Below are 26,907 nucleotides of genomic sequence, written 5' to 3'. Positions count from 1 at the left end.
CAAGACCGTGCAACTTTCTGCCGAGGGAACAGGGCGGAGATGATCCTGGAAGACCTTTACCGCTTGTTGAAAAGCGGACACGTGCAGGCCCAGGGCATCGTCGATACGATGACCCAGCCGATTGTCGTACTGGATCATAATCTCTGTCTGACGAGCGCCAATAATGCATTCGTGCGGACCTTCGAGGTCGAGCGGGACGACATCTTGGGGCAAAATTTCTTTGGTCTAGGAAACGGTCAATGGGATATTGCCGAACTCCGGCACCTGATCGCGACGGTGATCCCAAAAGCCGCCGCCGTTATCGGCTTTGAAGTGACACACGACTTTGCCGCAATCGGGAAGCGGACGTTTCTCGTCGATGCGCGTCGTCTCATTCATCCCGATAATAACAGCACGAACATCCTCATTCTCTTCGATGATGTCACCGAGCGCCGGCGCCAAGACGCGGAGAGAGATTTCGTCATCGCGGAGACATGGCACCGCCTGAAGAACCTGTTTGCGGTAATGCGCTCGATCGCCATGCATACGCAAACCGAGGATCGCACTGCCGCCGAATATCGCGACATCTTCCTCGGACGGTTTGAGGTCACGCTTCGGGCGCAGGAAATCGCGTCTACCGATCAGACAATTGATTTTGAAGTACTGCTGCGGCAATCCGTTGGCGAGCCCGGTGTTGACCATCTTCATTGCGACGGCCCGGCGGTGACCCTTGCCAGTTCCAAGGTTCTTGCGGTCGGCATGATATTCCATGAACTCGGTACCAATGCCGTGAAATACGGCGCCTTGTCCGTTCCCGATGGGCAGATCTACGTTGCATGGGCACTCGAGTCTGGTCCGAGAGGCCGGACCTTTCTTGTCTGCAAGTGGCAGGAAAAGAACGGGTTACCTGTCGCGCCGCCTCAGCGCCGGGGTTATGGCACCGAGTTGATCGAGGGCACATCCGCTCATCTCGGCGGAAAGGTGGAACTAAAATACGATCCGGATGGTTTGTCAGCCACGATCAAAATCCCGCTGTGAGGACAGATGGACGACCCTGCGGAAATCGATGTTGAAGGCAGAAGATGCGTCCTGGTCGTAGAAGACGAAGTGCTGATTGCAATGGAACTCAAGGCGGCCTTGATCGACGAAGGGTTCCGGGTGTTGGGGCCGGCTGCATCGGTCGATCATGCTCTTGATCTGGTCAGCGAGGAGCGCCCCCATGCAGCGGTCCTGGATTTCAATCTCGTTGGCGAGAAAGTCACGCCCGTCGCTCTTCAGTTGAAAGCATTGGGGGTTCCGTTCGTCCTCGCCAGTGCAGTCCATGCCACCGAGCTTGCAGCCCACCCGGTGCTTGCCGGTGTCGCCAACATTGGAAAGCCGACGGACCCGAAACGACTTGTCGAGGCGCTGAAGGCGTTTCAGACCTGACCGCGTTTACCGAACGAATTGGCGGCAGAGTATTTAAACATCGCGGCATGTGACCGCTCACGCAAAGACGCCTGCTGCGATGGCGGCCTCGATAAAGCGGCTTCGTGCGGTCTCCGCACTGCCATGCTGAACGAGCGCCTCAAGACAGCGAAGCTTTGCTTCGCCATAGACCTCGCTTCGGCATTCGGGCCACCGATGGGCAAGCGCCTCGAGCGCGGCGTCCGGCCCATCCACGCGTTCCCGGAAGCCGTTGCCAATCCTGACAAAAACGGGTGCCTGCCATGTCACCTTGAAATCTACCTCGATCACCTTGTCCATGTCATTCCTCACTGCGACTGGTGGTTCGAATTCGTCATCATAAACCTCCCTAGGAGTGAACCGCACCAACCGCGACCGGATCCGGAAGTTCCAAATCCTTTGCCGCAGCGTGGCCGACTGCGGCGCTCGCCACGGGGCTGACGTCGAAATGAAGATGTGAGATGATCTGGTGGGTCTTTTCATCACCGTCGGGCCGATTTCATAACGATACTATTTCCGCGGCCATTGCGAAGGCTGAAACGGGGCCAAGGGCAGCCAGACCGAGCATGACGAATTCGGAGCCTTCCGCGTTTCTTTATTCCGGGATCCATATTTGGCGTCGAGTATCCCCGCAACAAGACCCGCTCCCAACCAGCACATGAGTGTCAGCGTCCCGAAAGCAGCGCCCACTCGGTTCCGTTCATCGATATTCTCCTGGTTTTCAAAGAGCCAACCTCCGGCTCTCCAAATGTTCCAGCCCTCTTTGGAAGCGCCGGGAACATTCGCCGCTCCGGCATGTTGGGTTGGTTCCAATCGGATCAAGGAGACGCATGATGTCAAACGGTCGCGAAGAAGCAGTCCGCCAGCTGGCTCACGCAAAATGGGAAAGGGAGGGCAAGCCGGATGGACGGCATGAGCAGCACTGGCAGGAAGCCGAAGCGGAATCGAAGACAGGCAGTTCCCTGCCTCAGGTAACGCAAGCAGTTGACGACGGTCACGTCCAAGCCGGGGCTAAAACGGATAGGATGGGTGGCAAATCGCGTGGCTCCGGCCGGACCGGTTCAATCAAGCAAGTCGAATGATTGCTAGGTTGATACCCCCGGAATGCCTGCTACAACACTCGCCTTTCTGCGCCCAAATCATCTATCCCGGTCCGTCACAATGAGGTCAGAGGAGCGAGGCTTTGGAAAATTTAGCCATCGAGCTCTTTGCAGGAAAGCGCGTACTGATCGTCGAAGACGAATATTTTCTGGCGGATGAGACACGGCGGAAGCTTGAGAAAGCCGGCGCAACAGTTATCGGTCCGGCCGCCGGTGTGACCGCCGCCCTGGATCTGGTCGAGAATGAGGAGATCGACGCGGCAATCCTTGATGTTCACCTGGAGGGCGAGTTCGTATTTCCGGTCGCGGAGGAGCTTGAGCGTCGCGATATCCCGTTTGTATTCGCCACAGCTTTCGACCCGTCGGTAATTCCCGTGAAGTTCACAGGCTTCGCGCTTTGCGAGAAGCCGACCGAATTGGGAAAGATCGCGGAAGCATTGTTCGGCCAGAGGCCTGCCGAATACCACTAGATCACTCGCTGTCGAGGACCCTCGTCAGATGATGGCGGCCCCGGTTAACCCGACTCTTGATTGTCCCGATCGGAACGCCGCACCGGTCTGCAGCGGCTTCGTAACTGACACCCTGAATAAGCACCAGGTCAACGGCGGTTCGATAGTTGTCCGGCAAGGTAGAGATCGCGACCTCCAGCTCGTGTCCGCGCACCTCCCAGATTTGCGATGGCGGGAGCGAAGCCGAAGCGGCGGAATCTTCGATCCCACCGACCCGTTCTCGTTTAGATATTTTAAATTTGCTGCAGAAGGTATTGCGCATGATGGTAAACAGCCAGGAGCGCAGCCGGGTGCCAGGCTGAAACTTCCCGGAATGCGCGATCGCTTTGGCAAGCGTTTCCTGAACGAGGTCATCGATATCGCTCGCCGAGCTGTGGAAGCGTCTGGCAAAACTTCGGAGAGCCGGCATATTATCAAGCAGTTCCGCGTCGGTAAAACCCGGGCGATCATCATTGAGCATTGGCGTCCTCCTCTAATTGGGGGTGAACTTTGCCTTGGCTGTTACGTTCCACTCGCACTGCTGATTCTTGAATAAATCTGCCTGTGCGGAGGAGATGAGGGCGGTTCTTCCGACGACGCGATCCAGGCCGACCGAGGCGAGCCGGCTACGCTACCCGCTCCGCATATCCGCCTTGACTGTTGGAAGGCGCGTTGGCCAATTGCAAAGGCAGGCGTAATCTGCAGGCAGTGAACACCCTGCGCTTCTTGGTTCCACTGTGTGTCAGGCTGATTGCCTCCATATCCGTCCACCTCTACCCCGACTCGGGCACGAACTGACGGTCGTCTTCGCAGACGGGCAGGCTCGCGGCGGCTCAGATCTTTCGCTGAACTGAGCGCCGCAGGCGGCGCAGATAAAGCAAGTCATGCTCCAATCCTCAACAGGCTTGGCTGTGATCTCCGCACCCCAGCAACGCGCAGCATGTCGAATGGTCCCAATTGCGTTGTTCTCATCATGTTTTTGTGTTGCGAGATGGGAGGTTGGAAGGTGCCAGGCAGCCCCTCGGTCGTGTAAGAAGTCGCAGCCGGTCTTGATCTCGGCTTTCATTCTCGTCCGCGGAGTACATGCGCGACCGCGCTCCGACAGAATCGGCGCCTGCCACAGGCGATGGTGTCGCCTTCGCTCTCCCTGATCGGCCGGCCATATGGCGAAGTAGGCGAATGCGGAACCGCTCTCCTGCCGGCAGTCCGTGCAGCGACATATGCCGATCCGGGTTGGGTCGCCGCGGACGGCGATGTGTACGTTACCGCAGAGTTAGAATCCGGTCAGGACGCCCATCACCCGTTCCCCTGTTCGTCGTCGACAACCTCCGTATCGGGGCGGTCGCCGCCATCGGCATGTTCCGTCTGCCACCGACCGTCGGCGAGCTGATATGAAATTTCGGCATCGCGGCCTTCAATGTGCTGACGCTGGGCCGCCGACTTGGCGGCAGCGAGCGCGCTATCGTGGTCCGGATAGGTCTCCGACCAGACGTCTCCCAGACGGTAGCCGAAGCCGCCGTCGTGCTCGCTGACATGATAGGTGATGGTCGCCATGCTGTTCTCCTCCTAGACGTCGATATCAAATTAGGGCGGAGTGCCAACATTCCAATCGCGTGGCCTTACGCTATGGCGGCAATTTTGCCGCGCTACGGGCGTTGAGACTGAATCAAGATGGTGGCGCAATGTTAGAAAAACCCGGCACCTATTCCCTCGCGACAGCAGCTCGGCCGCATCGGCCATTGGACGCGCGCCCGAGGCATGGGACGTCCTAGTCGGCGCGATGAAGACCTGTCTGGACGCCTGCTGGTATTACGGGGATGCTATTTGCCAATCCGGCGAGCATCCCTTGCTAGACGCTCTCGGTCAGCTCCTCTACCTTGTCGCCAGATCCGACGAGGCGATCCACCAGCAGCAAAGTCAGACCATGCATTTGCGACCAAAAACTAGAATGGCGCGTCGATCGTACGGGTATCTGGCGCGGCGTCCCACCGTTTCGGACACGCGGTGAGAAGCCTGCTGCACGAGCCTGCGATTTCCGAGCCGAAATGACTCGATGGCTGCTCCCGGATCTCCTCTCCGAGCAGGTCGGAACCTAAAAGCGCCTTCGGGCTTCACTAGACAGCTTGAGCTTGAGTTCAATTTCGGAAGATGCACTCCAGGTTTGATTGGACGATCATCAACGCCGAGCGTTAGTAGATCATGCGTGTCGCACCCAGAGCGATCCGCTGGACTAACCAGTGTCGCCACTCTACTTTGTGAGGCTCGAAATGGGAGGCAAACAGCTCATCCGCCGACGATGCCCCGCGCAGGAACGAGAAATGTGTCGTGACCTGGAGCTCGGCATATCTCATGCGAAAATCCCGTGCAGGAACCATTTGCTGGATCATAGCTTGGCGCACTGTGCGTGGTCGATTTCCGTCTAGCGAGGCGAAGGCCGGCCAACAGCCGAGTTTCCACGTCAGAGACAGCCGAAGCCCGGTCGAGAAACGTGTTCTCGGCATTCTTCTGAGCCATGAATGAAAGCGGTCGACGGCGACATTCAGCGGGCCGGAGAGCGCGGCGAACCCGGTCTGGTAGGGCCGCTCGGCCAGCTTGACGAATCCTTTGTTGAAACGCGGGTAGCGGACAACCAGCTCCTGGCGGCGTTCGTTGGAGAGCTGACCGACGAGGTCCCGACAATCCCGCAATATCTCCTCTAACATCAGTCGGACCTTTCCGAAGGATGGACTGATAACTCTCGCGCGGATGTGCCACCTCCGGGAGCCGGCCGCCGCCGTCCTCGGGTTTGTCATAACTGTTTTTGAAACGGATCGAGCGAACGGCGAGGGTGGCGTTCAACTCTATGGCTGCTTCGATCCATCCGAGATCCGAAGGCGGTTCCGCTCAGCCATGCCAACTAAGCCTCCTCCGCCACCCCCTTGGCCTGCTGCGTCCGGATCGCCGTCGCGACCGCCGCTGCGCTGTCCCTGGCATCGCCGCCGACTTGAACCGACGGCGTCGCGAAGTCGATGCCGTTCGCCTTGAACGCCTCGCGGATCTTCGCGTATGCCTTGCGCCGGATGTAGGTCTGCATGCCCGGCACTGTGGTCATCGCGAAGCTGAGGACGATGCCGTAGTCACCGAACTCCTCGACGCCCTTCATCTTCAACGGCTCGATGAAGAGCGGCCCGAGTTCCGGATCGGCCTTCAGCTCCTCCCCAATCTTTTTCGCGAGCTTGCGCGCCTTCTCAATGTCCGCGTCGTAGCTGACGTTCACCCGAAACTTGTCGATCACCCAGTCGCGGCTCATGTTCTCGACGGCTCCAAGTTCGCCGAACGGAACGGTGAACACCGGGCCGCGGTGATGACGCAGCCGCACCGACCGGAGGCTGAACCCCTCGACGGTCCCCTTGTAGCTCTTCGCCTGGATGTACTCGCCCACGCGAAAGGCGTCGTCGAGAAGGTAGAAGACCCCGCTGACGACGTCCTTCACCAGCGTCTGCGATCCGAAGCCGAGCGCGACGCCGAAAATGCCGGCGCCTGCGATCAGAGGCCCGATCTCGACGCCAAGTTCCGCCAGCACGATCAGGCCGGCTACAACCGCCACCATGACGGCGAGCACGTTCCGGAAGATCGGCAGGAGCGTCCGAAGCCGTCCTTGCCGGGCCGCCTGAGATGCATCGACAGCGAGGCCGGGCGAAACGGTGAGCCTTCTGTCTATCCACGACCTCGCGAGATGCCACGCGAGGTCGGCGAGCAGCAGAACGACCACGCTCTTCAGAAGCCCGTAGGATATCGCGGCCACCACATGATCGCTGTGGACCAGGGAGTTCGGATCGAACCGCCAGACGAGGGCCAGCCACACAGCCGCGGCCGCCACGACCACGGCCCGGCTGCCGCGGACAAGGAGAACACGTTTCGTGCTGTCAGGTTCGAAAGGAAACGCTTCGGCCGCCGCGCGACCGGTGAAGCGCAGTACCGCGGGCAGGGCCATCGCATAGACGCCCAGCCAGAACAGACCGTGCAGACCGACGCACCAGAGCGCCCAGATGACGACGAAGGCGAGGCACATTGATATGCGCGTGCCAAGGGGTCTCTCGGACGAGGAGACGGCGCCCTCGACGGCCAAAGCGAGGAGAGCGATCGAAAAGCAGAACGAAATCGCCTCCGTCGCCGCCGGGTCGATCGACAATGGCTGGCCGAGGCTTGCGGCGGCAATGGCGATCACGGCAACTCCGGCAAAGCCCTTCGCCCGCCTGCGAGCGGAGGACGTGAGTACGGCCGCCTCGATGAGCGCGGCGACCGTACGGTATGCCAGGAGTGCCAGCAGCCAAACCAGGAGGACGATGCGTGGGCGGGCGGGCCAGTCGAATGCGAAGAAGACCACGCCCATGGCCGCCGCGAAGACGCCGATCGCCAGCAGGCGTTCCTGCAGCCCTTCCGCGTGTCGTCTCAACCGCGCGAACATCCACTCGGCGAAAAGTCCGACCGCCGTCAGCCCAAGGAAGACGACGAACACCGGCAGCTTTCCGTGCGACAAGGCGTCCGCCCTCGTGCGAAAAGCTGCGGCCATGAACTCGCCAGGAATTCTCGGGACTGCCTGAACGACGCCATCAATCCGGCTTCGCGTGGCCTCCTCCCATGTCGCCAGCCCGGCGTCGACTTCCTCGACGGCTATCGACGACGGGCCGGGCGCTTTCTCTAGCCATGACCGAACCTCGGGATCCTGTAGCAGCCGCACGAGATCGTCGACCTTCTGGGGTCGTGGAGCCTCCTGAGCGTGAGCAAAGGCGGACATTGTCAGAGCCAGAAAAAGCCCGGCGATCCATTTCATACACTTGTCCCCTTCCGGCTGTTTTCGACTGCGAAGACCGGTCTCTAGTCCGACTTCAGGTCGACGTCCAGCCGGTTGCAGCGCTCCGAGCTCGTGAAGCGCCTTGTCGAGCCTGGCGGTCGCGGAGCAGGTTCCAGTCGGCGTTCAGCGCCTTCTACGAGACCCGCTTCACGCCGGGCGGTTGCCACGTTCCTTTTCCCGCAGGCAGGATCGAAGGCGCTTCCGTCTTCGGCCAGTACAGGCGCATCACGAGATAGATCGTGCCGTCCGGTGCCGGAAGCCAGTTGGCTTCCTTGTCCTCGCCCGGGCTGTCTTTCTGGATATAGAGGGTGAGCGAGCCGTCCGCGTCCTTTTTCATACCAGGCAACATCGGAGAATTGACGAGGTATCGATTGATCGGGTTCTTGACCAGGAACTGGGTCTTGCCGTCGTACATGGTCACGGACCAGAACGAATGCACTGGCGGCAACTGGCCCGGCGGGAAGGTGATCGTGTACTTGTGCTTGCTGCCGTCGAGCGGTTTCCCGCTCGCATCTGTTCGGGTGAAGGGGTACATGGCCTCTGCTGCATCGTTGCCATAGAGGCCTGCCTTGGCCGCGCCTGAGCGCATCAACCAATCGCCATTGAAGAAGGCCTCGTCGCCAAGCAGCGAGCTGACGTTCCAGCCGTTGATCGGCTTGTTTCCGCTGGCCAGCCACTTGTCGATCTTGTCGTCGCCCTGCTTCATGCCGACCAGCAACTCGGCCTTGTGTTCGAGCGGTAGATCCTTGGACTCGAAGGTCTTGCCGGGACCGATGCCGATCCTTGCAAGCTTCGCACGGATCTCCTTGTCCCTTGACGTCTCCGGGACGAACTGCAGAGCCACGTCGAGATATTCGAAGAAGTTTTTCTTGATGCCGGCAGTGGTGGCGGGAAGGAACTCGATCGTCGGTGCGGCGGGCGGGGCGGGTTGCTTGAGGAAGGCTGAAAGCGGTTGCGCCTTGTAGCCGGCCTGCACCTTTTCTACGTTCGCCATATCATCGGCGTCGATAAGCTGCGTCCGGAAGTTGGCGAATACGAAAGGGGTGCTCGAGGTGAAGACCTGCTTGATGCCGTCGGGCTTCTCGCCTTTCCAGTCGGGTCCGACAACGAGATAGGAACCCGGCTCGCTTCCCGTGGCGCGCGAGCCGATATAGCCGAAATTGTAGGTGTTGCCGTCGATGAGCTGGACCGAGTAATAGCGTTCCTTCTCGACCGTCGGCACCGAGATGACCATCGGTTCAGCACGCAAGTCCAGCCAGAGGATCGAGTACGGCGTGTCACTGTTCGGCGTGATGATTGCCGTGTCCGCCGGGCTGGCGACCTGATGCATGTTGTTGATCTCGTTGAACGGCGCCTTGAACTGCCCGGAGTTCCTGTCCACCGCGAACTCGTTCATGACAGCATAGTTCATCACCAGCGGCAGGCCGTAGATGAAGCCTTCTTCAGCGATGTCCTTGGCCTCCAGCAGACTGGGCCATTCGGCCTTGTTCTGCGCAAGCACCGGGGTGGACTTCGCCGTTGCGGCGACGAGTGCGGCCATCGCAGCAGAGCGGAGTAGATCGCGTTTCGTAAGCATGTGAACGTCCTTTCGGTTCGCGGCGTGCGATCAGGCACGCGCAGGTGGCAGGAGAAGGGGTCATGCGGCTGCGGAAATCGATCGAACAGAGCAGATCGAGTCCTGACCATGAGACGGTGTTATGCGACTACTTCGGAAACAGGAATGTCAGCCCGAGACGGACGCCGAGCCCTTCGGGGCCGTCGTCAGGAGCCGCCGCCCAGTATCGAAGTCCGGCCGTCAGGCTGATCGGCTGCTCGTTCACCTTGAGCAGCTTCGAGACGGTCAGATTGATCGGCACGGACCAGTCGTGCGCCTTCCAGTCGTATGTGGATTCCGTGTTCAGCGCGAACGTCCATGCGGTCGGCGTCGTGTAGGAGAGGAATGGCTGCATGTACGTGCTGCTAATGTCGTTGCGGTCCTCGTTGCCGGCGAACGACCAGATGTGGTTGGCCAGCACGCCATAGGTCCAGGGGCCGTCCTGCTTCAGCGCGACGATGGTCGGCCCTGCGCCCCATTTCTCGCCGCCGAGCAGATCGTCGGTCGCGGTCGGGATCAGGAAGACAGGGCCAGCGCCCCAGATGAGGCCGCCATCGGTGGGCTTGGCAGGGGACAGGAAAAAGCTCTGAACGACGTCGCCGAGACCGAACTGTGATCCGGACGGCCCGGCGATGTCGTTCTGGTAGGTCACGGGAAGGATCGTGCGGGAGATCAGATTCCAGTCGGCGTTCAGCGAGAAAGGGATCACGGGCAGGGTGGAGACGTCCGGCCTCGATGCGGACGACCGGATCCTCCTGAGAGAAGCTCGCGCTTCGGTTGAACACTTCGATGGCGATCGAATACGCCTTGAGACGCTGTGCCCGGCCTGCAAGCGTCTCCTCGGTGACGTATTTCAGGAAGGCAGCGCCACGTCCGGCGCTGGGAAACTCGCGGCTCGACAGAATCCGTTCAAGCTGCGCCCTGACCTCCTCATGGGTCGGACAGGAGCGCTCGGCCTGATCGTCAGGCAAAGGCACCGAGGTCTGCATTGCATCCTCCCCCTCGTCACACAGGTGCGCGACAGTTAAAGCTTATATTAAAATCCCCTTATGCAACCTATTCCCCGAATAGTCCTTCGTCTACCTGAAAGAAGTTTCAAGGCGGATCACGTATGGGCCGGGCTACCGGTTACCGCGATGATGCCGATGAACAAGGCCCCGGACGGGCATATGACGAAGAGCGTGCCAGGCGTGGCCTAACTTCAAGCGGGCGCCTCCTGCTATCGCTGCTTCCGGCACGCCGGGTCGGTCGGCGTCGCCGGGCAGTTCTTGACCGCGATCTTCTGCGTTCCGCTATCTTGTCCGGTCAGACCGCCGACATGATTGGCGTAGTTGCTGCGAGTATCGGCGTCGAGCACCGCGACGGGGGCGGTCAGTACGAGGCCTGCGGCGCTTCCGGCCGCCGCCGCCACGCTCGTCGTCCCTGCAAGGATCGTGTCGCCAAGGCCGACCCGGCTGTCGGTCAGCGTCTGCCCTTCCGACAGCCGCGCGCCGATGAGCTGGACGACTTCAGGCGATTCCGCGAACTTGCTGTGATTGAGGTCGTCGCTGACCTTGATCTTGGTCAGATCGATCACCGATACCTTATAGTCGGCAAGTTCGGTCTTGTACGGCGCGGTTTCCGGATCGATCGAACCAAGCCGCGGGATGTTGCCCCAGACCCGCCGCGAGAAGGCAAGCGCCTTGTCGTCGCGCGAGACGAAGAGCGTGAACTGCGGATGGGGGGCACCCATGTCCTCGATCTGCGACCGGAAGACGTCTACATCGACGTCCGGAGCGGCCAGCATGACGTTCTTGAACTTCGCCGGAAGACCGCCGTTGCGGATCGCCATCTGCCGGAGCGCTTCCAGCGCCAGCCAGTTGCCCATCGAGTGGGCGAGCACGTTGACTTCCTTCACGGTGCCGTCTTTGGCGAGATACTGGAACAGCGTCTCGAGCGCGTTGCGCGTGTAGTTGGTGCTCTCGCGGTCATAACCGTAGGCGAGCAGGCTGCCGCGCGATGGCCAGGTCACAAGCACCGGCGTGCTGCGGACATTGGAATCGTGGACGATTTGAGCGAAGCGGTAGACGCTGTCCTCAAAGCGGTTGTTGAAGCCGTGGATGAAGACAAGGACGCTGTGGTCGCGGTTCCTTTTGACCGAGGCGTTCAGCCAGCCTTTCGCCGCCTCGAGACTGAGTTCGTCGGCCTTCAGCGTGGCGAAGTCGGTCTCCGGATTTGAAGGGAGCCTCTTGGGCCAGGCGACGTCGCCCTCGTTGCGGACCTTGGGCAGCGAAACTCTCATCTGCGCGAAGGACGGCGTCCGGGCGCGCTCGCCCGTGAACATCTCGCCGGGAACAGTCGATCGGGCGCGGGTGGTCGCGACCAGCATGTCGACGCGACTGGTATCCGGCACGGTGTCCGCAACGGGGAACAGCACGTTCTTCGGATGTCCGCCGCAGCCCGCGAGCACGACCAGCGCGAGGCATGGAAGAAGTCGCCGGATAGGACCAGCAGTCAACGAACCAAACAAGCTCAAGTCCCCTGTTGAAATCGGTTCGCCGTGCTCGATGCTCACGGCGATCGTCGAGCGCTATCGTGGGCAGATGTCCCAGAAACCCGTCTTCTTGGTGCTATCGGTATAGTACCAGCACGTGCCGGACTTCGGCGGCGTTCCAGCGACCGAGGCCGCCGCGGCGCCCGCGATGAAGCCGATGGCGGCTCCAGCCGCGATCGCACCCCCGGCGGGCCAATAGCGGCGAGGATTCACGATGACGACGCCGCGCCTGACGGGGGCGCGAGGGACCACGACGGCGCCGCGATTGCCGACGGCCGCACATCCTCTCGCTCCGCAGCCGACCACCGCACGGCGGGCTTCGGCCGGGGTCGGAGCGAGCATCGGCGCGGCCACCATCATCAGGAGGGCCGCAACCGTCGCGACGTTCTGAAAGTGCTTGATGAGGTTCATGAGCTCGGTCCTGGTTAAGGGCATAGGTGAAACTTCGCCTAGCGAATTCCTGACAGGGCGGACCATGCCTCAATCATCGCGATTCCCTTCGTATGTTACTGTACGTTACGGCCTATCGACGACGACCGGGAAGGGCACGCCGAGACGGATTGCCTTCGAGAAGTCGGGCGACAATCCATCCGCCCGCGCCCGCACATCGATCTTGGCAATCTCCCGCAGGCGGTCGAGCGGCATCGACGTGTCGACGGCTCCCCGGTCATAGGCATAGTCGGGAAGATAACCGTTGACGATCAGCCGCCAGTCGAACGGAACCTTGTCCCCTGCGACCCGCATCAGCTTGGCGACGGTCGTCGTGCAGTTCGTCGTGATCGAGTTGTAGAACTGCGGCGTCCGGGCGAGTGCGTTGGCCTCGGCGACGTACTCGAGCAGCAGGTTCCGCGCCTGCTCGGGACTGGCTCTCAGCCGATAAACCTGGACGTCCTCGCCACGCACGTTGGAGCGGACGCCGACGACGTCGCGTTCGTCCGCGGCAACGACCACCAGCGGGTCATTCTTGAAGAGATCGGCAAGGGGAGAAAACCCGCCGCCGACCTTGTGGCGCACCTCGATCGACCAGGCGAGCTGTTCGCCGCCTTCGAAGCCGAAGCTGAAAATGACATGCGCGATCTTCGGCCCCGCCCAGTATGACATGAACAGGTCGACCGTCCTCACCTTGCTCACATCGTAGGTTCGCGTCGTCCAACGCTCCGTAAAGTCGGAATTGCTTCGCCACTCGAAGTCCCGGACATCGGTCAAGGTCAGCGAATTTCCGTCGACACGACCCGTGACCTGGCGGGCGACATCCGGCGCCCATGCGGCGTTCGCTTCCGGCTTGATCGAGTTCCACCAGAAGAGAACCAGCGCGAAGACGACCGCGAACGAAAGGAGTGCTTTGATGCGCAGCCGGCTGGCAAGCGCCGCTACAGAGAAGAGACCGAAGACGAGGAAGACGCTAGCGCCGATCGCCCGCCCGCCATCAGGCAGGGACAGCCGATACCAGAGGGCCAAGGAGCCCCAGGCCGTCAAAGCCGCCACGATCATGGCGACCGGGATGATGAGGACGATCGCCATCGGTCGAGGCATGTTGTTCCTTTTCTGTAGCCGCCGTGCCCCCACGACGGGGAGATCGCAACTTCATCTTGCGGCTGGGAATGGAACGACCTTGGCAAAGTCGAGCATGGTGTGGATTTCCGCGGCGAGGCCGTCCATGAGTTCTAGCGCTTCGGCATAACGTGCGTCTCGCTCCGGCGCCGTAGACGACTCCCAGTCCCGCACGAGTTGGTCCGCGATGGAAAAGTCGTTGCACAGTTCCCGGAAGCTTTCACTGCGGGAGGCAAGCGCTTCGATCTCCAGCGTCTGCTCGGGAAACCTGCGCTTGGCGAACTCCGTGTCGTATTCCATTGCATCGGCTCCCGGCCAGGCGACGCGGGGGCGCACATCGCGTCGTCGTCGTGAAGATGACACAGAACCGGGCCGGCACCATGTAGGTTACAGTAACACACGGCGAGTTTCTTGCGGTCGGCAGAGCATGTGTGGTCCATTCGGTTATCGGCCCGGTGGCGGGCCAGCCATGCGAGGACCTTACCGTGAAACCCATCCTGATTTCCGTCACAGCGCTGCTGATGTCGACCGGACTGGCGAGCGCAGCCGAGCCGATCATCGGAAACTGGAAGACGACGCTCGGCGACACCGCCGCGATCGAGCCGTGCGGCGCCGGTTTCTGCATCACGCTGAAGAGCGGCAAGCATACCGGTGAGAAGATCGGCGCGTTCGAAGGCAGCGGTGGCAGCTATTCTGGCAAGATCACCGATCCCGACGCGAAGAAGACCTACAACGGCACCATCAGCGTTTCCGGCGACACGGTCACCCTCAAAGGCTGCGTGATGAAGGTCGTCTGCGAGTCGCAGAAATGGTCACGCCAATAGTCCGCGGGGACAATCGGATACGGTAACATACGGGTGCTTTCGGCGTGATCGGCTATCCCTTTCGCAGGGAATCATTTCCGGCGGTCGCCGGAGCCATGAAAGATCGGGGACTGCTGCATGATTGAAATGAAAAGCGTCTATTGCGGGTTGGCTCTGGCCCTGGCGGCGGCACCCGCGGCCGCCGCAGACATGTCGGAACCTCGACCGGTCGTCGTCGACAGCGGATGGAAGTTCCAGGTCACGTTCGACGGCTGGCTGGCAGGTTTGAATGGCGACATCGGCGTGCGCGGCCTCCCGGCGGCGGCAGTCGACGTCTCGCCTCTGGACGTGCTGGAGGATTTGGACGGCGTGTTCGCAGGATCCTTTCAGGCAGCAGGCGATAACTGGCTTCTCTATACGGATGTTATGTGGGCCAAGATTTCGACCGACGCCGACTTCGGCCCCTTCGGCGGAACGGCCGACTTCGAGCAGACGCAGATCGTGGCGGCGGCCCTTGTCGGCTACGAACTGCCGGTCAACGTGGCCAACATGCAGCTCTACGCGACGGGCGGACTTCGCTACCAGCACAACAAGGTGGAAGTCGGGATCGATCCCGTGTTCTTCCCGGCGATCGACCGCAGCGGTTCGCAAAGCTGGGCCGATCCCATCGTCGGGCTCACCATGCATTATGACGTCAACAGCAAATGGTTCGTGGACGTCATGGCCGACGTCGGCGGCTTCGGAGTCGCCTCGGACATCACGCTGCAAGGCACTGCAACGGTCGGCTACAACTGGACGGACACGCTCGCTTCGTCTTTCGGCTACAAGGCCCTCTACACCGACTACGAGGACGATGGCTTCCAGTACGACGCCACCCAGCATGGCGTCTTCACGCGACTGGCGGTGAAGTTCTAGCCGAAGCCGGGGGGCGGCTCGCGGTAGGCTACGGTCGTGTAACCGTAACATACTTCCCCGCGCGCCGCCAAATGCACACAGATTGGCGACCTCATGAAAAACGACCGACGGGGCGGTCGACAAGGAGAGTGCAATGAAACGCGCGACGAGACGGGTTTACGCTACTGCCGCGGTGCTACTGATGGGCTGGGGGGCCGCTTCCGCGGAAGCACCGAAGACCAAGATGGCGACGCCGATACCGGATTCGATCGTCACGCCGGAGAGCGTCGACACCAGGATTGGCAAGTTGAACTTTTTCGACGGCTTTCCGGACGACGCCACTTCGGAAAAGATCTATGACAATCTCGATTTCATGCGAGGCGTGGACGCTTTTCTCAATGCGATGCCCGGCGCTTCGGTCGAAGCCCTTCGGGTTGGACTGGCCAGCCAGGGCGCCGACAACAACCAAACCATTCTGATATTCGAAAAACTCATGGATTCGCATTCGCTGTTCCTGACCGGCAACACCGAAAGCATCTACAATCTCATGTGGCTGGATACCAAGGCTGGTCCGCTGGTCATCGAGACGCCACCCAATATCCTGGGCATAATCGACAACCACTGGTTCGAATATGTCGGCGACGTCGGCAACGCCGGTCCAGACAAGGGCAAGGGTGGAAAATACCTGCTCCTGCCGCCGGGCTACGAGGGCGAGGTCCCCGAAGGTTATCACGTGTTGCGGACGTCGACCTACGGAAACCTGTTCTTCTGGCGCGGGTTCCTCGAGAACGGCAGCACGATGGCCGCCATCGAAAACACCAGGAAATTCGCCAAAGTCTATCCGCTTTCGGAGGCCGGCAATCCGCCGCCGATGGAGATCATCAACGTCTCAGGCAAGGAGTTCAACACGATCCATGCCAATAATTTCCATTTCTACGAGGAAGTGAACGACATCGTCCAGTACGAACCGAACGAAGCCTATCATCCGGAAGTGCTGGGACAGCTCGCGTCCATCGGCATCATAAAGGGCAAGCCCTTCGCGCCGGATGCGCGGATGAAGAAGATCCTCACCGAAGCCGTGGCCGTCGGCAATGCGACGGCGCGCACCATCACCTTCAAGACCCGCATGAAGGATGCCTATTATTACCCGAACAGTGCCTGGTTCACCGGCTTTGTCGGCGGGAGCTACGAGTTTCTGCTGCAGCCCGGCGTTCGCTATCTGGATGCCCGTGTCCTGTTTCATTACTACGCGACGGGCATCACGCCGGCCATGGCGATAAAGCGCGTCGGCATCGGCTCGCAATATGCCGGCGCAACGACCGACAAGGACGGCAAGCCGTTCGACGGCGGCAAGACCTATAAGATTCACCTGCCGCCAAACATTCCTGCAAAGGAATTCTGGTCGTTCGTGGCGTATGACAACCAGACGCGTTCGATGCTGCAGACGGACCGGCAATTCCCCAGCATCGGAAGCGACAAGAAGGATATCGTGATCAACGCGGACTCGTCGGTCGACGTCTGGTTCGGTCCAACGGCGCCGAAAGGCCATGAGGCCAACTGGGTCCAGACAGTGCCCGGCAAGGGTTGGAACGTCCTTCTTCGCCTCTATGGCCCGCTGGAGTCATGGTTCGACAAGACCTGGAAGCCGGGCGAGTTCGAACCAGTCGAGTGACGCCAGAAGACGCGATGAACGGATCGCCACAGGCGCCCGCCGGCTTGCTGGGTTCACCTCCCTGCCGATCCGACTTCTATGTCGGATCGGTATCGCCCGGAAAGTTGCGCCGTGCATGAGAGCGTCCTCGGCATCAGCCACGGCGGCTTGCGCCTTCTGGCTCGTGTTTTCGCCGTAGCAACGATCAGCAGGACTGCATGGGGAGGCGGAGCTTGAATTTAAGATCAGGGCTGTCGGCACCATGGATCTACCTGGGTCTCCTTGCAGCTCAGACCGCTGCGGCCTTGGTCCTGTTCTGGATCGTGTTCCCCATCTTTCATGGCTTGGTCACCCACCTCGGTGAACGGCAGATGCTCGATCTCTCGGACCAGGTCGGGATTGTTGCCAGCGCCGCGCTGCTTCATTGCTGTTACTGGGCACGGTTGAAATGGGTGCCGGTCACGCCGCCGTTTCACAGCGTCTTCGTGGCCCATCTGCTCTTCTTTGCCAGCAGGGTGAGCTTCTTCTTCGGCGGTGCGCTCTTCTCGGCCATCTTCTTCAGGCATCTGCCGGAACTCGACGCCTTTCCGCCGCTCGCCCAGGCGTTCGTGAAGTGCCTGTATGTCGCGGGGACGCTTTTCGGACTATTCTGCTACTCGCTCGAGCTGGATAGGTTCGGGAAGGCCGTGGAGGATCGGCCGCCAGAGCGCGGCGAGTAGCTTCCATATCCATAGCTGCCGCGAAAGCCCGGATCGCATTATCGCACCAACGACAAAAGGTTCGGGGACGTTCACGCGACTGATGGTGAAGTGCTCGCCGGAACTCGGCATCTTCGCGTTGAACGCCGTGTCCTACGGTCCGTGTAACCGTAACATACTTCCCTTCTCACCCCCGAAAGCGCACCAGATGCGTGCGGAGAGTTTCTCCGACGATCAATCGTTCACGATGGGGGTAGCATGTCGACGAGAACCAGACTGTTAGGAGGGGCGCTGGTCGCGTTCCTGGCGCTCACCGGGCCGGCCCGTGCCGACACCATCAGCTTCGCCGACGCGGTGAGCACGCTCGCCAACGACTGCGGATCCGACATCAAGAAGTTTTGCAAGGGCCTGAACCTCGGAAGCGGCCGCATCCAGAACTGCCTCGAGGCCCATGCCGCAAAAGTCTCGCCGACCTGCACGTCGACACTGGCGAGCGTCACCACCTCGATCGAGCAGCGCCTTGCCGCCCAGTCGTCGTTCACCGCGATCTGCAAGCACTACGTCGCGCAGTTCTGCAGCGGCGTAGTGGGCGAGGGCAACATTCTTTCCTGCCTGAACAAGGCGACCCGCGTGAACGAAGGCCAGTGCGGCCAGGCCATCACCGACGCCGGCTGGCGGTGAAACGATGTTGAAGGGACACAGGATCATGAAGAGCTTTCGACTCGCAACGATGTTTACCGCCGGACTGCTGCTGGCACCCGGCCACCCGTTCGCCCAGGAACTGAGCGGCCAGCAAGTGGTGCGCACGCTCGACAGATTGCAGGGCGGAGCGCCGGGCATCGACCTCGCGTTGCTCATGGAAGAAGCGGCGGCGAGTGCTGGCAAGGGCGTCGCCGCGCTTCCCGACTGGCAGAAGCTTTCGAAGCTGTCGCAGCTCATGGTCGAGATCGACTTCGAGAACGACTCCATCGCCATCGAACCGAAATCCTATCGCACCGTCGGCATGATCGCTGACGCCCTGCATCATCCGAACCTGCGGCGCTACAAGTTCCTTGTCGTCGGCCACACGAGCTCGACGGGCGACGCCAAGCACAATCTGGACCTCAGCCAGAAGCGGGCGAACGCGATTACGGAGGCGCTGTCGACGACATTCGCCATCGCCCCGGACCGTCTGTTCGCGATCGGCGTCGGCGAGGAGTGGCCCGTAGATCCGTCGAATCCGCAGGCCGCCGACAATCGGCGCGTCCAGCTCGTCAACCTCGGTCTCGTAAAGTAGCAACCAGGAGGATTCGCCATGAAACGCCATATTCGGATCGGCACAGTCGCCGTAGCCTGCCTCGTGTCATTCGCAGGAGCGGCGCTGGCCGAAGACGCGATCACGGCACCCGCTTCCAAGACCATTGGAGCGACCGCGGCCGGGAAGATGGTGCCGTCGCTCGCCGTCCTCAATTCCGCCGGGGCGACGCTTGTCGACGGCAAGCTGACGATGACGGGCGTCACCCCGAATTCCATCGTGTTCGCCGACCGTCCCGTACGATCGGCCGGACATGTTCTCACGACCGAGTTCATCAAGGAATGGGACGAGGGCAAGGACAGCTTCGCGGTCGACCCGCCGAACGCGACGATCTCCCTCATGAGCAGCGATGGCACCGCTGTCGAAGACGCGGTCGTGGTCCTGACCAAACCAAAGCTGGATGGCGGCACGCTGACCTTTGACGTCCAGGTTCTCGAGGGCGAACTCGCAAAGGCCAATGGCCCGGCTTCGCTTTTCATTGACATGTTCGTGGCGCGAGCCGGAATGGGGCGCGTCGGCGTGGTTGGCGTGGGTGCTGTCGGCTTCCATGGGGGCTGGTATGCGCACCCTGCGGCCCGCTACGGCGCCGCGGTCGCGACGGGGGCGGCCATCGGTGCCGCGGCGGCCTCCGCGCCATACTACTATCACCCCCCTTGCGGCTACTATCCGTATCCGCCCTGCTACTGAAGTCGGGAGCGGCACATTGCAATGGAAGAGGGGAGAAGCAGTCGTGGCAGATGGAAGTCGGCTGTTGGCGTTCTTGCCGCCGTCCTTCTGGCGTATCTGCTCGTCTGCTACCTGGTCATGCCGGAGCTTTGGATCTTCCGCGACCGGAGCACTGTTGCCGATCTCAGCCGGATGGTCACCACGACCGGCGACGACATTCCGGGCGACCCGATCAACGTCGGCGTCGTCGGCCCGAAGCAACAGGTGATCAAGGCCTTCGCCGCCTCGGGCTGGGATCCGGCCGACAGGATCACATTGCTCTCGTCGGTCGAAATCGGCCTGAGCGTGGCGCTCGATCGGCCGGATCTCGATGCGCCCGTCAGCCCGCTGTTCTTCGACGGCCGGAAGCAGGATCTGGCTTTCGAAAAGCCTGTCGGGCGAAGCGCGGACGAGCGCCACCACATACGCCTCTGGCAAACGGCGACCGTCGGCGCCGACGGCCAGCCGCTGTGGCTGGGTTCCGCCAGCTTCGACCGCGGCGTCGGCGTCAGCCACGACACCGGGCAGATCACCCACCATATCGGCCCCGATCTCGATGCCGAGCGCGAACTGGTGATCGGCGACCTCAAGGCCGCCGGGCAGATCTCCATGACCTACGAGCGCGCAGGCGTCGGTGCGAAAAAAGATGGTCGCAACGGTGGCGGCGACCCATACTTCACCGACGGTCGAATCCTTGTTGGGGGCCTGGCCCTGAAATCGGCCGACAAGCAATAGGACGGCGACGGCTGGACGAGGGCATGGCTCTCGTGAACGGGAAACAAGTCGGAGCCCCGGGGCTCAACGAACGCTTCCCGCTCCTTCTCGAGGCGACGGCACTGCTCGCCGAAGTTTTCGTCATGATCCGGACCAGAAGCAAGCGGAACGGTTCCTGACCTCCGGGAGCGAACGTGGCGACATCTACCTCGTTCGCGACAAGGCAGAATGGGTGTCGTCATCCTGAAGAAATCGAAGGTCGGGTGCGGACGCCCTTCAGGAGCTGCAAGACCAAATCCGCATCTCGGGCACTACCATATCGCAGGCGTGGAGTTCAGCGGGACCGGCATGACGCTTCGGCTGGTCCGCGTTCATGTTGCCTGGATACAGTCTGAGGAGAGAGCCGCCGTTCTTTCATAGCGTCCTCTTTCCGTCGTTGCTCACTGCCGTAGGCCGTCGCGCTCGCACCCCTGCGAGCGGCTTGTCCGCCTAAAAGCGGATGGCTACGCCAAAGATGGGCCCCTGCTGGACGACGTCGAAGACGAACCCGTCATTGTCGTAATTGACGCCCAGTGCGCGATATCCGGCGATCGCCGAGATGCTGTCGTTGAACTTGTAGCCGAGACCCAACGCCACGTCCCAATCGAGATCGGCGCCGCCGGCGCCCACCAGACCCCACCCCGTGAGATAGATTTCCGGCGTGAAGAAGTAGTTTCCTCTGAGGCCGGCGACGGCATCGACCCATGTGGCGCTGTCTTCGACATCCACTCCGGCCAGAATGCCGCCATTGAAGGAGATCTCGGTTTCCGCCGACCAGACCTTCATGCCGCCGACCACATCGAGGTGGCCATTTTGGTCTTCGAGTATGGCGTAGCCGACGCCAAGAAATCCCGAAAAGGTCTTCGACGTCACATCGACGCTGTCGGCAAGGATGCCGGCCGGCGTGTCGGCATCGGCACCTAGCTTGGTATAGATCACGTCACCGACGATGCTGAAGCGATCATATCTTGCTTCGCCTGCCGCCATGAACGCGAAGTCGAGATTGTCGAGAATATCGCCGAAATCCGCGTCGACATGAACTTCCGGAAGCCCAAACTGCCCAATATCGCCGGAAATGCCGGCGGCCCAGAAATATGGAGCGAAGGTGAATTCCCAGCCGCTCTGGCTCTCGACGGTTTTTGCTTCCGGCGCCAGCGGCGTGACATCGGCGGCATTGCCGACCGACGCCGCGCAGACGCCCGCCAGCAACAGAATGGAGCGCAAGTATATGGCTTTCATGAGAATCCCCCGATCTCGTTCGTCGCCTCGGCACTGCTGTCCCGAGTCGGCACTGTGCAGCGAGAAGTAGATTTGGACAAGCTTAAATACCTATTTTCCGTTGATGGCCTGCTTCAACTGTCCGATGAGGTCCGAAATCTCCCGGTCCTCAGGCCTCACTCGCGCCAGAGCTTCCGCGTGTTTCAGCGCCTCCGGCAAACGTCGAAGCTTGAGACTGTATTGGAGTGCGAGGCCTAGGATGTCGGCGTCTCCGCCCGCCGCCCACCCATCGAGCCTGTCCAGGGCGTCGTCCGTCCGGCCAGCGGAATCGAGAGCGACGGCGAAGGTCGTCTTGTAGCGAAAGTTTTGCGGATCGAGCCGCACCGCTTCTTCGAGTTCCATTATCGCCTCGGCCAATTCCTGCTTGCGCACCAGGGACAGCGCATGTCCGTACCGCAGATCAGCTTGTTCGGGCGCCATCCGGATCGCTTCGGCATAGGTCTGCTCCGACTTGTCGTTCCGGCCGGTGGCGCGGTAGAACTCGGCGAGATTGATGCGCATCGCCTCCAGTGTCGGGTCGAGAAGAATCGCCCGCCGGAAGGCGGCTTCGGCCTCGGCCGTAGCCTGGCGGGCGAACAGGAAGAAGCCATGACTGCTTTGTATTTCCGCGACGTCGGCATTTGTTTCGACATAGGCGCGCAAGTCCGCGACGGCGGCTTCCAAATGGCCTCGCCGATCGCCGAAGAGGTCGGGAGGAATGCTTGCGAGGGCATTGGCGGCGGCAACGCGAACCGCGCGCGTTTCATCGCCCACCAGGTCGCCGATCGCCTTGAGCCTCTGCTCCGGCGGAATGTTGCCGGCCGCTTCCGCGGCGGCGAGCCTGACGAGTGGATCCGCATCGGCCGCGGCCGCTCGAATGTCGATGCTGATATCCTCCCCGCCGATCCCGCTCATCGCGGCGATGGCGCTGCCCCTGACAATTCCCGCCTGGTCACGGTCGCTGACAAGCGCGCGTAGAGCCTCCACCGCGGCTTGTTTGCCGTTCGCGGCTCCGGCGAAGGCACGGGCGCTCGACGGGCGTTTGCGCCATTGCGTTCCGTACCATTTGTCCATTGTTTCGGCCGCCCAGTCATCGGTTCCGCCGGCGTGACAGGTCGTGCACGCATTTGGCGTTCCGAGGCTCGCCGACAGGTCCGGCCGGGGGATGACGAAGGAGTGGTCGCGGCGCGGGTCGACCTTCATGTAAGTGCGCTCCGGCATATGGCAGTTGGCGCATTGCGCTCCGGTCGAACCGGCCTGATGGCCAGTGTGCGCGGGCGTGTCGAACACGCCGCTCGGGTCCTGATCGACGAAGCGCTCCGGCTTTGTCTCGGCGTGGCATTGCGTGCACAGCGCATTGCCCTCGGCCTTGAGGCCGGCATCGTGCGGCCGATGACAGTCGAGGCAGGTCACACCGGCCCTTGCCATCTTGCTTTGCTGAAACGAGCCATATTCGAAGACTTCGTCGCGTATCTGCCCGTCCGGGAAATAAAGATCCCGTCGGAGCAGGGCAGGGGAGAAATAGTCGAGAAAGGGCTTTCCCGGCTGATAACCGTCCAGCAGCCTGGTACGCCTGGCATGGCAGGCGAAGCAGGTGCTCGCCTCAACCTTCGGCAAGCCTCTATCCGTCATTGGAGATGAAACATCGGTCGCTCGCGCCAAAGCGACGTGCCTGGCGCCTGGGCCGTGACAGGACTGACAGCCGATGCTGGTGGCGACGTAAGTCGACCTGTATTCGTTCGTCCGCGGTTGAAACCTCGCCTGGGGATCGGTCGAATGACAGTCGATGCAGGTGCGGTTCCAGCGGTAGAAAGGACCTGTCCAATGATAGGTCGAGCCCGGTTTGGCGGGGGTGGCGTCGCCCAGCCAGAACCATTGCCGTCTGGCCGTGTCCCAGGCGATATCGAGAGCCTGCAGCCGTCCGCCTCCGATGTCGACAAGGTATTGCTGCAGCGGTTCGTAGGCGAAGGTATATTTGACTTCGAACTCGGCCTTGCCGCCGTCCGCACCCTCGGTGTTCACGAAGAAGCGGCCGTCGCGGCGGGTGAAGGTCGTGACCACGCCGTCATGTTCGAACCTGCTATTGTCGAAATCGCCGCGCACCGTTTCGTCGTCGGCCAAGGCCATGGCCTTCGCATGATGCGACTTCGAAAAAGCAGCCACCTGATCGGCGTGGCAGGCTGAGCACGTCCTTTCGTCGACGAAACCGTCGTGGATCGATATTCGTGGGTCGGCGGTGGTCGGCGAGAGGGCGTCACTCGCAAGACTGTGCCCGGCAAAGGCGAGCAAGAGGAAAAGCAGGGCGGTCACTCCCTTCGCCGCTGCTGATCGAACAGACGCTGCCACTCAATCGCTCCCTGTCGACGTTCCAGAAAGTCACGGCGCCATCGTGCGAGGCTCCGATACTCGGCTTATTTCCCCTAGTCCTTGAACACCTGCTTCCAGTCGGCCTTCATATCGACGACGGTCCAGCCGGCGATGGAGGCCGCATCCAGCGCCTTGTCGAGGCGGCCGAATTCGGTGTCTCGGTCGTAGGCGTATTCGCGCTCCGCATCGGTATGATGGATCAGCACGCCGAGCCTGGCGGGTCCACCGGCCATGGTCGTCCATTGCAGCATTTCGAGATCTCCGTCGGAATTGCCGAAGGCGGCAATCGGCCGCCGGCCGATATGCTGGTTGATCCCGACGGGCTTGCCGGCCTTGTCGTCGATGAAATTGACTTCAGGAAGCCGAAACAGGGTCGGCGTGTCGTCCTGCATCCTGAACTCGGTCGTGATCGACGAACCGACGACCTGCTCTGGTGGGATGCCGTAGACCTTTTCCGCCCAGGGCCGCATCAGCTCGACGCCGCCGCCTGAAACGATGAAAGTCTTGAAGCCATTGTCGCGGAGATAGGCGAGAAGCTCGATCATCGGCTGGTAGACGAGTTCGGTGTATGGCCGCTTGAATCTGGGGTCGCGTGCCGAAGCGAACCAATCGGTCACGATCTTCTGAAAATCGCTGGTGGTCATTCCGGCATGTGTCGTCATGATGAGCTCGACAAGGCCCTTTTCGCCGGACGCCGCGAGCGCCTTCATATCGCCTTCGAGCACCGCCTTGAACGGCTGCGTTTCCTTCCATTCCGGATGTTGCGGAGCAAGCGTCTTCACTCGGTCAAGGGCGAACGCGAGCTGCGTATAGATCGGATGTTCGACCCAAAGGGTTCCGTCATTGTCGAACACGGCGATACGCTCCGCTTCCGGAACGAAGTCGGCTGAACCCGGTTTCGTCACCTGCTCGACGAAAGAGATGATCGCTTGCTTCGGTGCCGTGTCATTCCACGAAGGCAGCGCGTCCGTTTGGGCGACCGCCAGCGTCGCGGCAAAAAAGCATACCGCGGCGGCGAGCGCGACGCCTCGGGAAAAATGCAGGAAATTACGTGCCGAAATCATCGCAACGCCTCCCATCGATCAACTTGCAGCGATCGTGCAATCGGAGATATACGGCAGCCCCGGATCGCTCCGGGGCTGCCAAGGACCTAGTTTCCGGTCGGAGCCGTGATATTGACCCCCTCCTTGCCGAGTTGCTCACGAACCGACTGCAGCATTTGATACTTGGAGAGTTCGATCGGACCGTCGTAACCCATGCTCTGCAGCTTGCGCGGGGGGTACTCGACGTAGGTTTTCATGAGATCCTTGATCGCCGCGGAGATGGAGACCAGTGTCCAGGTGTGTTCGGTGTAGTTGTTCATGAAGACGTCGTAGCGTTCTTGCGGATCTTGCAGCAGATCGAACACCTGCGGCACGATGGCGACGTAGGACTGAGCGCCCTTCCAGCCAAGGTTGGTATCAACAGCCAAACCGCCCGTGGCCTGCCCATTGTCGCCGCGCAGGTTGAACACGGCCTTGTAATTGCCGACGCGGGCAGCGCCCGGCGTCAGTTCGTTCTCGGTGAAGTAGAACCAGTTCTTGCGGGCCGATTTTCCGGTCCCCAGCAGGACGGGGGTCATATCGTAGCTATCGAAGATGATCGGTTTATCTTCGCGGTCCTTGGTGGGCAGCGGCACGCCGCCAGCCGCGGCGAAGGTCGCCATCAGATCGAGGCCGCCGACGATGTCGTGATTTTTCACGTCATGCTTGATCTTGCCGGGCCAGACAGCGATCGCGGGAACACGGTTGCCGCCTTCGCGCACGGTGCCTTTCGTGCCGCGGAATGGTGTGTAGCCCGCGTCCGGATAGACGTCTTGCCAAGCGCCGTTATCGGTCGTGTAAAAAACCAGCGTATTTCTGTCCATGCCAGTCTCACGCAGCTTGTCCATGATCCTGCCGATACGTGTATCGAGCTCCACGACGGAGTCCGCATACTTGCTCTTCGAGATCGATTTTCCTTGAAAGTCCGGGGCCGGCATGTTCGGCTGGTGCACTTTCATGAAATTGACGTTGATGAAGAAAGGTTGATCGGGCGTCTTCGCGGCTTCATCAAGAAAGCCCAGTGCCGCTTTCTCGACGTAGCCGTCGAAGAACGGAATGCCGACAACGCCCTCCTTGCCGTCGATCACGGGCGTATCGACATACTGGCCGTTGATCTTGAAGTCTTCCTTTACCTCGCCGCCGGCCTTGCCGGACAGCGAGCCCGTCGTCACCTTCTGGAACAGAGCGCGGGTTTCCGCATCCATGTCCGGGAACCAGGTCGGGTCGGCATAGGTGTAGGCATTGAGATGATAGAGGCCGACATACTTCATCTCGTCGTAGCCCTGCGCAATCGGAAGCGCGTAGTCCGCCTCGCCGAGGTGCCACTTGCCAGTGAAATAGGTATGATAGCCGCCGCGTTTTAGAACGGACGCAAGCGTCCATTCGGCCGCGGGCAAGCCACCACCCTGGCCCTGAAACGCCACTGTGGTCATGCCGCTGCGGTTCGGAATTCGTCCCGTCTGCATGGCCGCACGGCCGGGCGTGCAGCTCGGCTGGGCATAGAAGGAAAAGAAGGTCATCCCATCGTCTGCCAACTTGTCGATGTTCGGGGTCGGCATCCCGCGACCTTCACCTCCGCCATAGGGGCCGAGATCGCCGTAGCCGGTATCATCCGAAACGATGAACAGGATGTTGGGCTTTCGTTGGGCGTCCTGCGCTTGCACGGGCGAGGCTGCGCACCAGAAAACGGTGGATGAAGCCAGTACTCCGATGCAGCGGATAAGGATTCTGCTGTTCATTTCAAATCCCTCCGTCGACGTCCGGTTGAGTGACGAAGCCACTCGCGGCAAAGCGCGGCGATTGCATGCGTCGATTCAACTGGACTGCCTTGAAAATGAAGATCCTGCCGGAGCTGCCTCCGGCGGGGTTGCGAAGTCG

The 26,907-nt window shown here is 61.2% G+C and carries 26 protein-coding genes and 4 pseudogenes; 13 read left to right on the top strand and 17 right to left on the bottom strand.

The genetic code is table 11. The annotated features are described in order from the left end of the window. The first annotated feature begins 39 nt into the window (after positions 1-39). Entirely contained in the window at positions 40-1,017 is a 978-nt protein-coding gene (locus FFM53_RS29065) for a PAS domain-containing protein (RefSeq protein ID WP_138391074.1), read from the top strand. 6 nt (positions 1,018-1,023) lie between these two features. Then, complete coding sequence (locus tag FFM53_RS29060; protein WP_138391073.1) at positions 1,024-1,407, top strand: response regulator; 384 nt, start codon at positions 1,024-1,026, stop codon at positions 1,405-1,407. Positions 1,408-1,464: 57 nt separating this feature from the next. Here the strand turns inward: FFM53_RS29060 and FFM53_RS29055 are convergent, their stop codons facing one another. After that, the gene (locus FFM53_RS29055) at positions 1,465-1,725 is read right to left on the bottom strand and encodes a DUF982 domain-containing protein (RefSeq protein ID WP_138391072.1); all 261 of its coding nucleotides are present in this window, start codon (positions 1,723-1,725) and stop codon (positions 1,465-1,467) included. Between the two features lie 533 nt (positions 1,726-2,258). On the opposite strand from FFM53_RS29055, the gene FFM53_RS29050 reads away from it, so the two are divergent. Next, complete coding sequence (locus tag FFM53_RS29050; RefSeq protein ID WP_138391071.1) at positions 2,259-2,507, top strand: DUF2934 domain-containing protein; 249 nt, start codon at positions 2,259-2,261, stop codon at positions 2,505-2,507. Between the two features lie 101 nt (positions 2,508-2,608). Further along, the gene (locus FFM53_RS29045; protein WP_138391070.1) at positions 2,609-2,995 is read left to right on the top strand and encodes a response regulator; all 387 of its coding nucleotides are present in this window, start codon (positions 2,609-2,611) and stop codon (positions 2,993-2,995) included. 1 nt (position 2,996) lies between these two features. Here the strand turns inward: FFM53_RS29045 and FFM53_RS29040 are convergent, their stop codons facing one another. The 4 genes and pseudogenes from FFM53_RS29040 to FFM53_RS37070 all read right to left on the bottom strand — a co-directional run. Beyond that, positions 2,997-3,494, bottom strand: a complete 498-nt coding sequence (locus FFM53_RS29040; protein ID WP_138391069.1) for a sigma-70 family RNA polymerase sigma factor — start codon at positions 3,492-3,494, stop codon at positions 2,997-2,999. A 182-nt stretch (positions 3,495-3,676) separates the two neighbouring features. Further along, positions 3,677-3,899, bottom strand: a pseudogene (locus FFM53_RS36600) (MBL fold metallo-hydrolase); the annotation flags it as partial. Between the two features lie 410 nt (positions 3,900-4,309). Further along, a complete protein-coding gene (locus tag FFM53_RS29030; protein WP_138391068.1) occupies positions 4,310-4,567 on the bottom strand; it encodes a DUF2188 domain-containing protein in 258 nt (85 codons plus the stop codon). Between the two features lie 716 nt (positions 4,568-5,283). Then, a pseudogene (locus FFM53_RS37070) lies at positions 5,284-5,364 on the bottom strand (DNA polymerase III subunit alpha); the annotation flags it as partial. Between the two features lie 165 nt (positions 5,365-5,529). Here FFM53_RS37070 and FFM53_RS29025 point away from each other — a divergent pair. Further along, on the top strand, positions 5,530-5,712 hold the full coding sequence (locus FFM53_RS29025) for a hypothetical protein (RefSeq protein WP_173883673.1): 183 nt from the start codon (positions 5,530-5,532) through the stop codon (positions 5,710-5,712). Between the two features lie 197 nt (positions 5,713-5,909). On the opposite strand, the gene FFM53_RS29020 is transcribed toward FFM53_RS29025, so the two are convergent. From FFM53_RS29020 to FFM53_RS28985, 8 genes and pseudogenes are all read right to left on the bottom strand, one after another. Next, complete coding sequence (locus tag FFM53_RS29020; RefSeq protein ID WP_138391067.1) at positions 5,910-7,826, bottom strand: mechanosensitive ion channel family protein; 1,917 nt, start codon at positions 7,824-7,826, stop codon at positions 5,910-5,912. A 154-nt stretch (positions 7,827-7,980) separates the two neighbouring features. Beyond that, the gene (locus FFM53_RS29015) at positions 7,981-9,423 is read right to left on the bottom strand and encodes a DUF1254 domain-containing protein (protein ID WP_138391066.1); all 1,443 of its coding nucleotides are present in this window, start codon (positions 9,421-9,423) and stop codon (positions 7,981-7,983) included. A gap of 127 nt (positions 9,424-9,550) precedes the next feature. Next, positions 9,551-10,153 (bottom strand): annotated as a pseudogene (locus FFM53_RS29010) (transporter); the annotation flags it as partial. Positions 10,154-10,160: 7 nt separating this feature from the next. Next, positions 10,161-10,430: pseudogene (locus FFM53_RS36590) on the bottom strand (adenylate cyclase); the annotation flags it as partial. Positions 10,431-10,660: 230 nt separating this feature from the next. Continuing rightward, positions 10,661-11,950 carry an alpha/beta hydrolase gene (locus tag FFM53_RS29000; RefSeq protein WP_425504962.1) on the bottom strand — a complete coding sequence of 430 codons (1,290 nt, stop codon included), beginning with the start codon at positions 11,948-11,950 and terminating at the stop codon, positions 10,661-10,663. Between the two features lie 60 nt (positions 11,951-12,010). Next, complete coding sequence (locus FFM53_RS28995; protein WP_138391065.1) at positions 12,011-12,385, bottom strand: hypothetical protein; 375 nt, start codon at positions 12,383-12,385, stop codon at positions 12,011-12,013. 105 nt (positions 12,386-12,490) lie between these two features. Beyond that, the gene (locus FFM53_RS28990; RefSeq protein WP_138391064.1) at positions 12,491-13,507 is read right to left on the bottom strand and encodes an Lnb N-terminal periplasmic domain-containing protein; all 1,017 of its coding nucleotides are present in this window, start codon (positions 13,505-13,507) and stop codon (positions 12,491-12,493) included. 51 nt (positions 13,508-13,558) lie between these two features. Continuing rightward, positions 13,559-13,825: a hypothetical protein gene (locus FFM53_RS28985; protein WP_138391063.1), complete on the bottom strand. Its 267-nt coding sequence runs from the start codon at positions 13,823-13,825 to the stop codon at positions 13,559-13,561. A gap of 185 nt (positions 13,826-14,010) precedes the next feature. Here FFM53_RS28985 and FFM53_RS28980 point away from each other — a divergent pair, with 185 nt between their 5' ends. From FFM53_RS28980 to FFM53_RS28945, 8 genes are all read left to right on the top strand, one after another. Next, positions 14,011-14,349: a DUF2147 domain-containing protein gene (locus FFM53_RS28980; protein ID WP_138391062.1), complete on the top strand. Its 339-nt coding sequence runs from the start codon at positions 14,011-14,013 to the stop codon at positions 14,347-14,349. Positions 14,350-14,466: 117 nt separating this feature from the next. After that, on the top strand, positions 14,467-15,243 hold the full coding sequence (locus FFM53_RS28975) for a hypothetical protein (protein WP_138391061.1): 777 nt from the start codon (positions 14,467-14,469) through the stop codon (positions 15,241-15,243). A gap of 133 nt (positions 15,244-15,376) precedes the next feature. After that, positions 15,377-16,894 carry a DUF1254 domain-containing protein gene (locus FFM53_RS28970; RefSeq protein WP_138391060.1) on the top strand — a complete coding sequence of 506 codons (1,518 nt, stop codon included), beginning with the start codon at positions 15,377-15,379 and terminating at the stop codon, positions 16,892-16,894. Positions 16,895-17,244: 350 nt separating this feature from the next. After that, entirely contained in the window at positions 17,245-17,592 is a 348-nt protein-coding gene (locus FFM53_RS28965) for a hypothetical protein (protein WP_246413256.1), read from the top strand. A 237-nt stretch (positions 17,593-17,829) separates the two neighbouring features. Then, on the top strand, positions 17,830-18,252 hold the full coding sequence (locus FFM53_RS28960) for a cysteine rich repeat-containing protein (RefSeq protein ID WP_138391058.1): 423 nt from the start codon (positions 17,830-17,832) through the stop codon (positions 18,250-18,252). 25 nt (positions 18,253-18,277) lie between these two features. Further along, complete coding sequence (locus FFM53_RS28955) at positions 18,278-18,847, top strand: OmpA family protein (protein WP_138391057.1); 570 nt, start codon at positions 18,278-18,280, stop codon at positions 18,845-18,847. 18 nt (positions 18,848-18,865) lie between these two features. Then, complete coding sequence (locus FFM53_RS28950) at positions 18,866-19,552, top strand: hypothetical protein (RefSeq protein WP_138391056.1); 687 nt, start codon at positions 18,866-18,868, stop codon at positions 19,550-19,552. A 21-nt stretch (positions 19,553-19,573) separates the two neighbouring features. Next, a complete protein-coding gene (locus FFM53_RS28945) occupies positions 19,574-20,305 on the top strand; it encodes an LssY C-terminal domain-containing protein (RefSeq protein WP_138391055.1) in 732 nt (243 codons plus the stop codon). A gap of 468 nt (positions 20,306-20,773) precedes the next feature. Here FFM53_RS28945 and FFM53_RS28940 read toward each other — a convergent pair whose 3' ends face one another. From FFM53_RS28940 to FFM53_RS28925, 4 genes are all read right to left on the bottom strand, one after another. Further along, on the bottom strand, positions 20,774-21,562 hold the full coding sequence (locus tag FFM53_RS28940; RefSeq protein WP_138391054.1) for a DUF481 domain-containing protein: 789 nt from the start codon (positions 21,560-21,562) through the stop codon (positions 20,774-20,776). Between the two features lie 90 nt (positions 21,563-21,652). After that, a complete protein-coding gene (locus tag FFM53_RS28935) occupies positions 21,653-23,926 on the bottom strand; it encodes a multiheme c-type cytochrome (protein WP_138391053.1) in 2,274 nt (757 codons plus the stop codon). A 74-nt stretch (positions 23,927-24,000) separates the two neighbouring features. Then, on the bottom strand, positions 24,001-25,011 hold the full coding sequence (locus FFM53_RS28930) for an HAD family hydrolase (protein WP_138391052.1): 1,011 nt from the start codon (positions 25,009-25,011) through the stop codon (positions 24,001-24,003). A gap of 86 nt (positions 25,012-25,097) precedes the next feature. After that, complete coding sequence (locus FFM53_RS28925) at positions 25,098-26,768, bottom strand: arylsulfatase (RefSeq protein ID WP_138391051.1); 1,671 nt, start codon at positions 26,766-26,768, stop codon at positions 25,098-25,100. Between the last annotated feature and the right edge of the window lie 139 nt (positions 26,769-26,907).

This window comes from Rhizobium indicum, assembly GCF_005862305.2.
Taxonomy (GTDB): domain Bacteria; phylum Pseudomonadota; class Alphaproteobacteria; order Rhizobiales; family Rhizobiaceae; genus Rhizobium; species Rhizobium indicum.
Note: the sequence above shows the minus strand (reverse complement) of the source record. Positions and strands in the feature narration are given on the sequence as shown.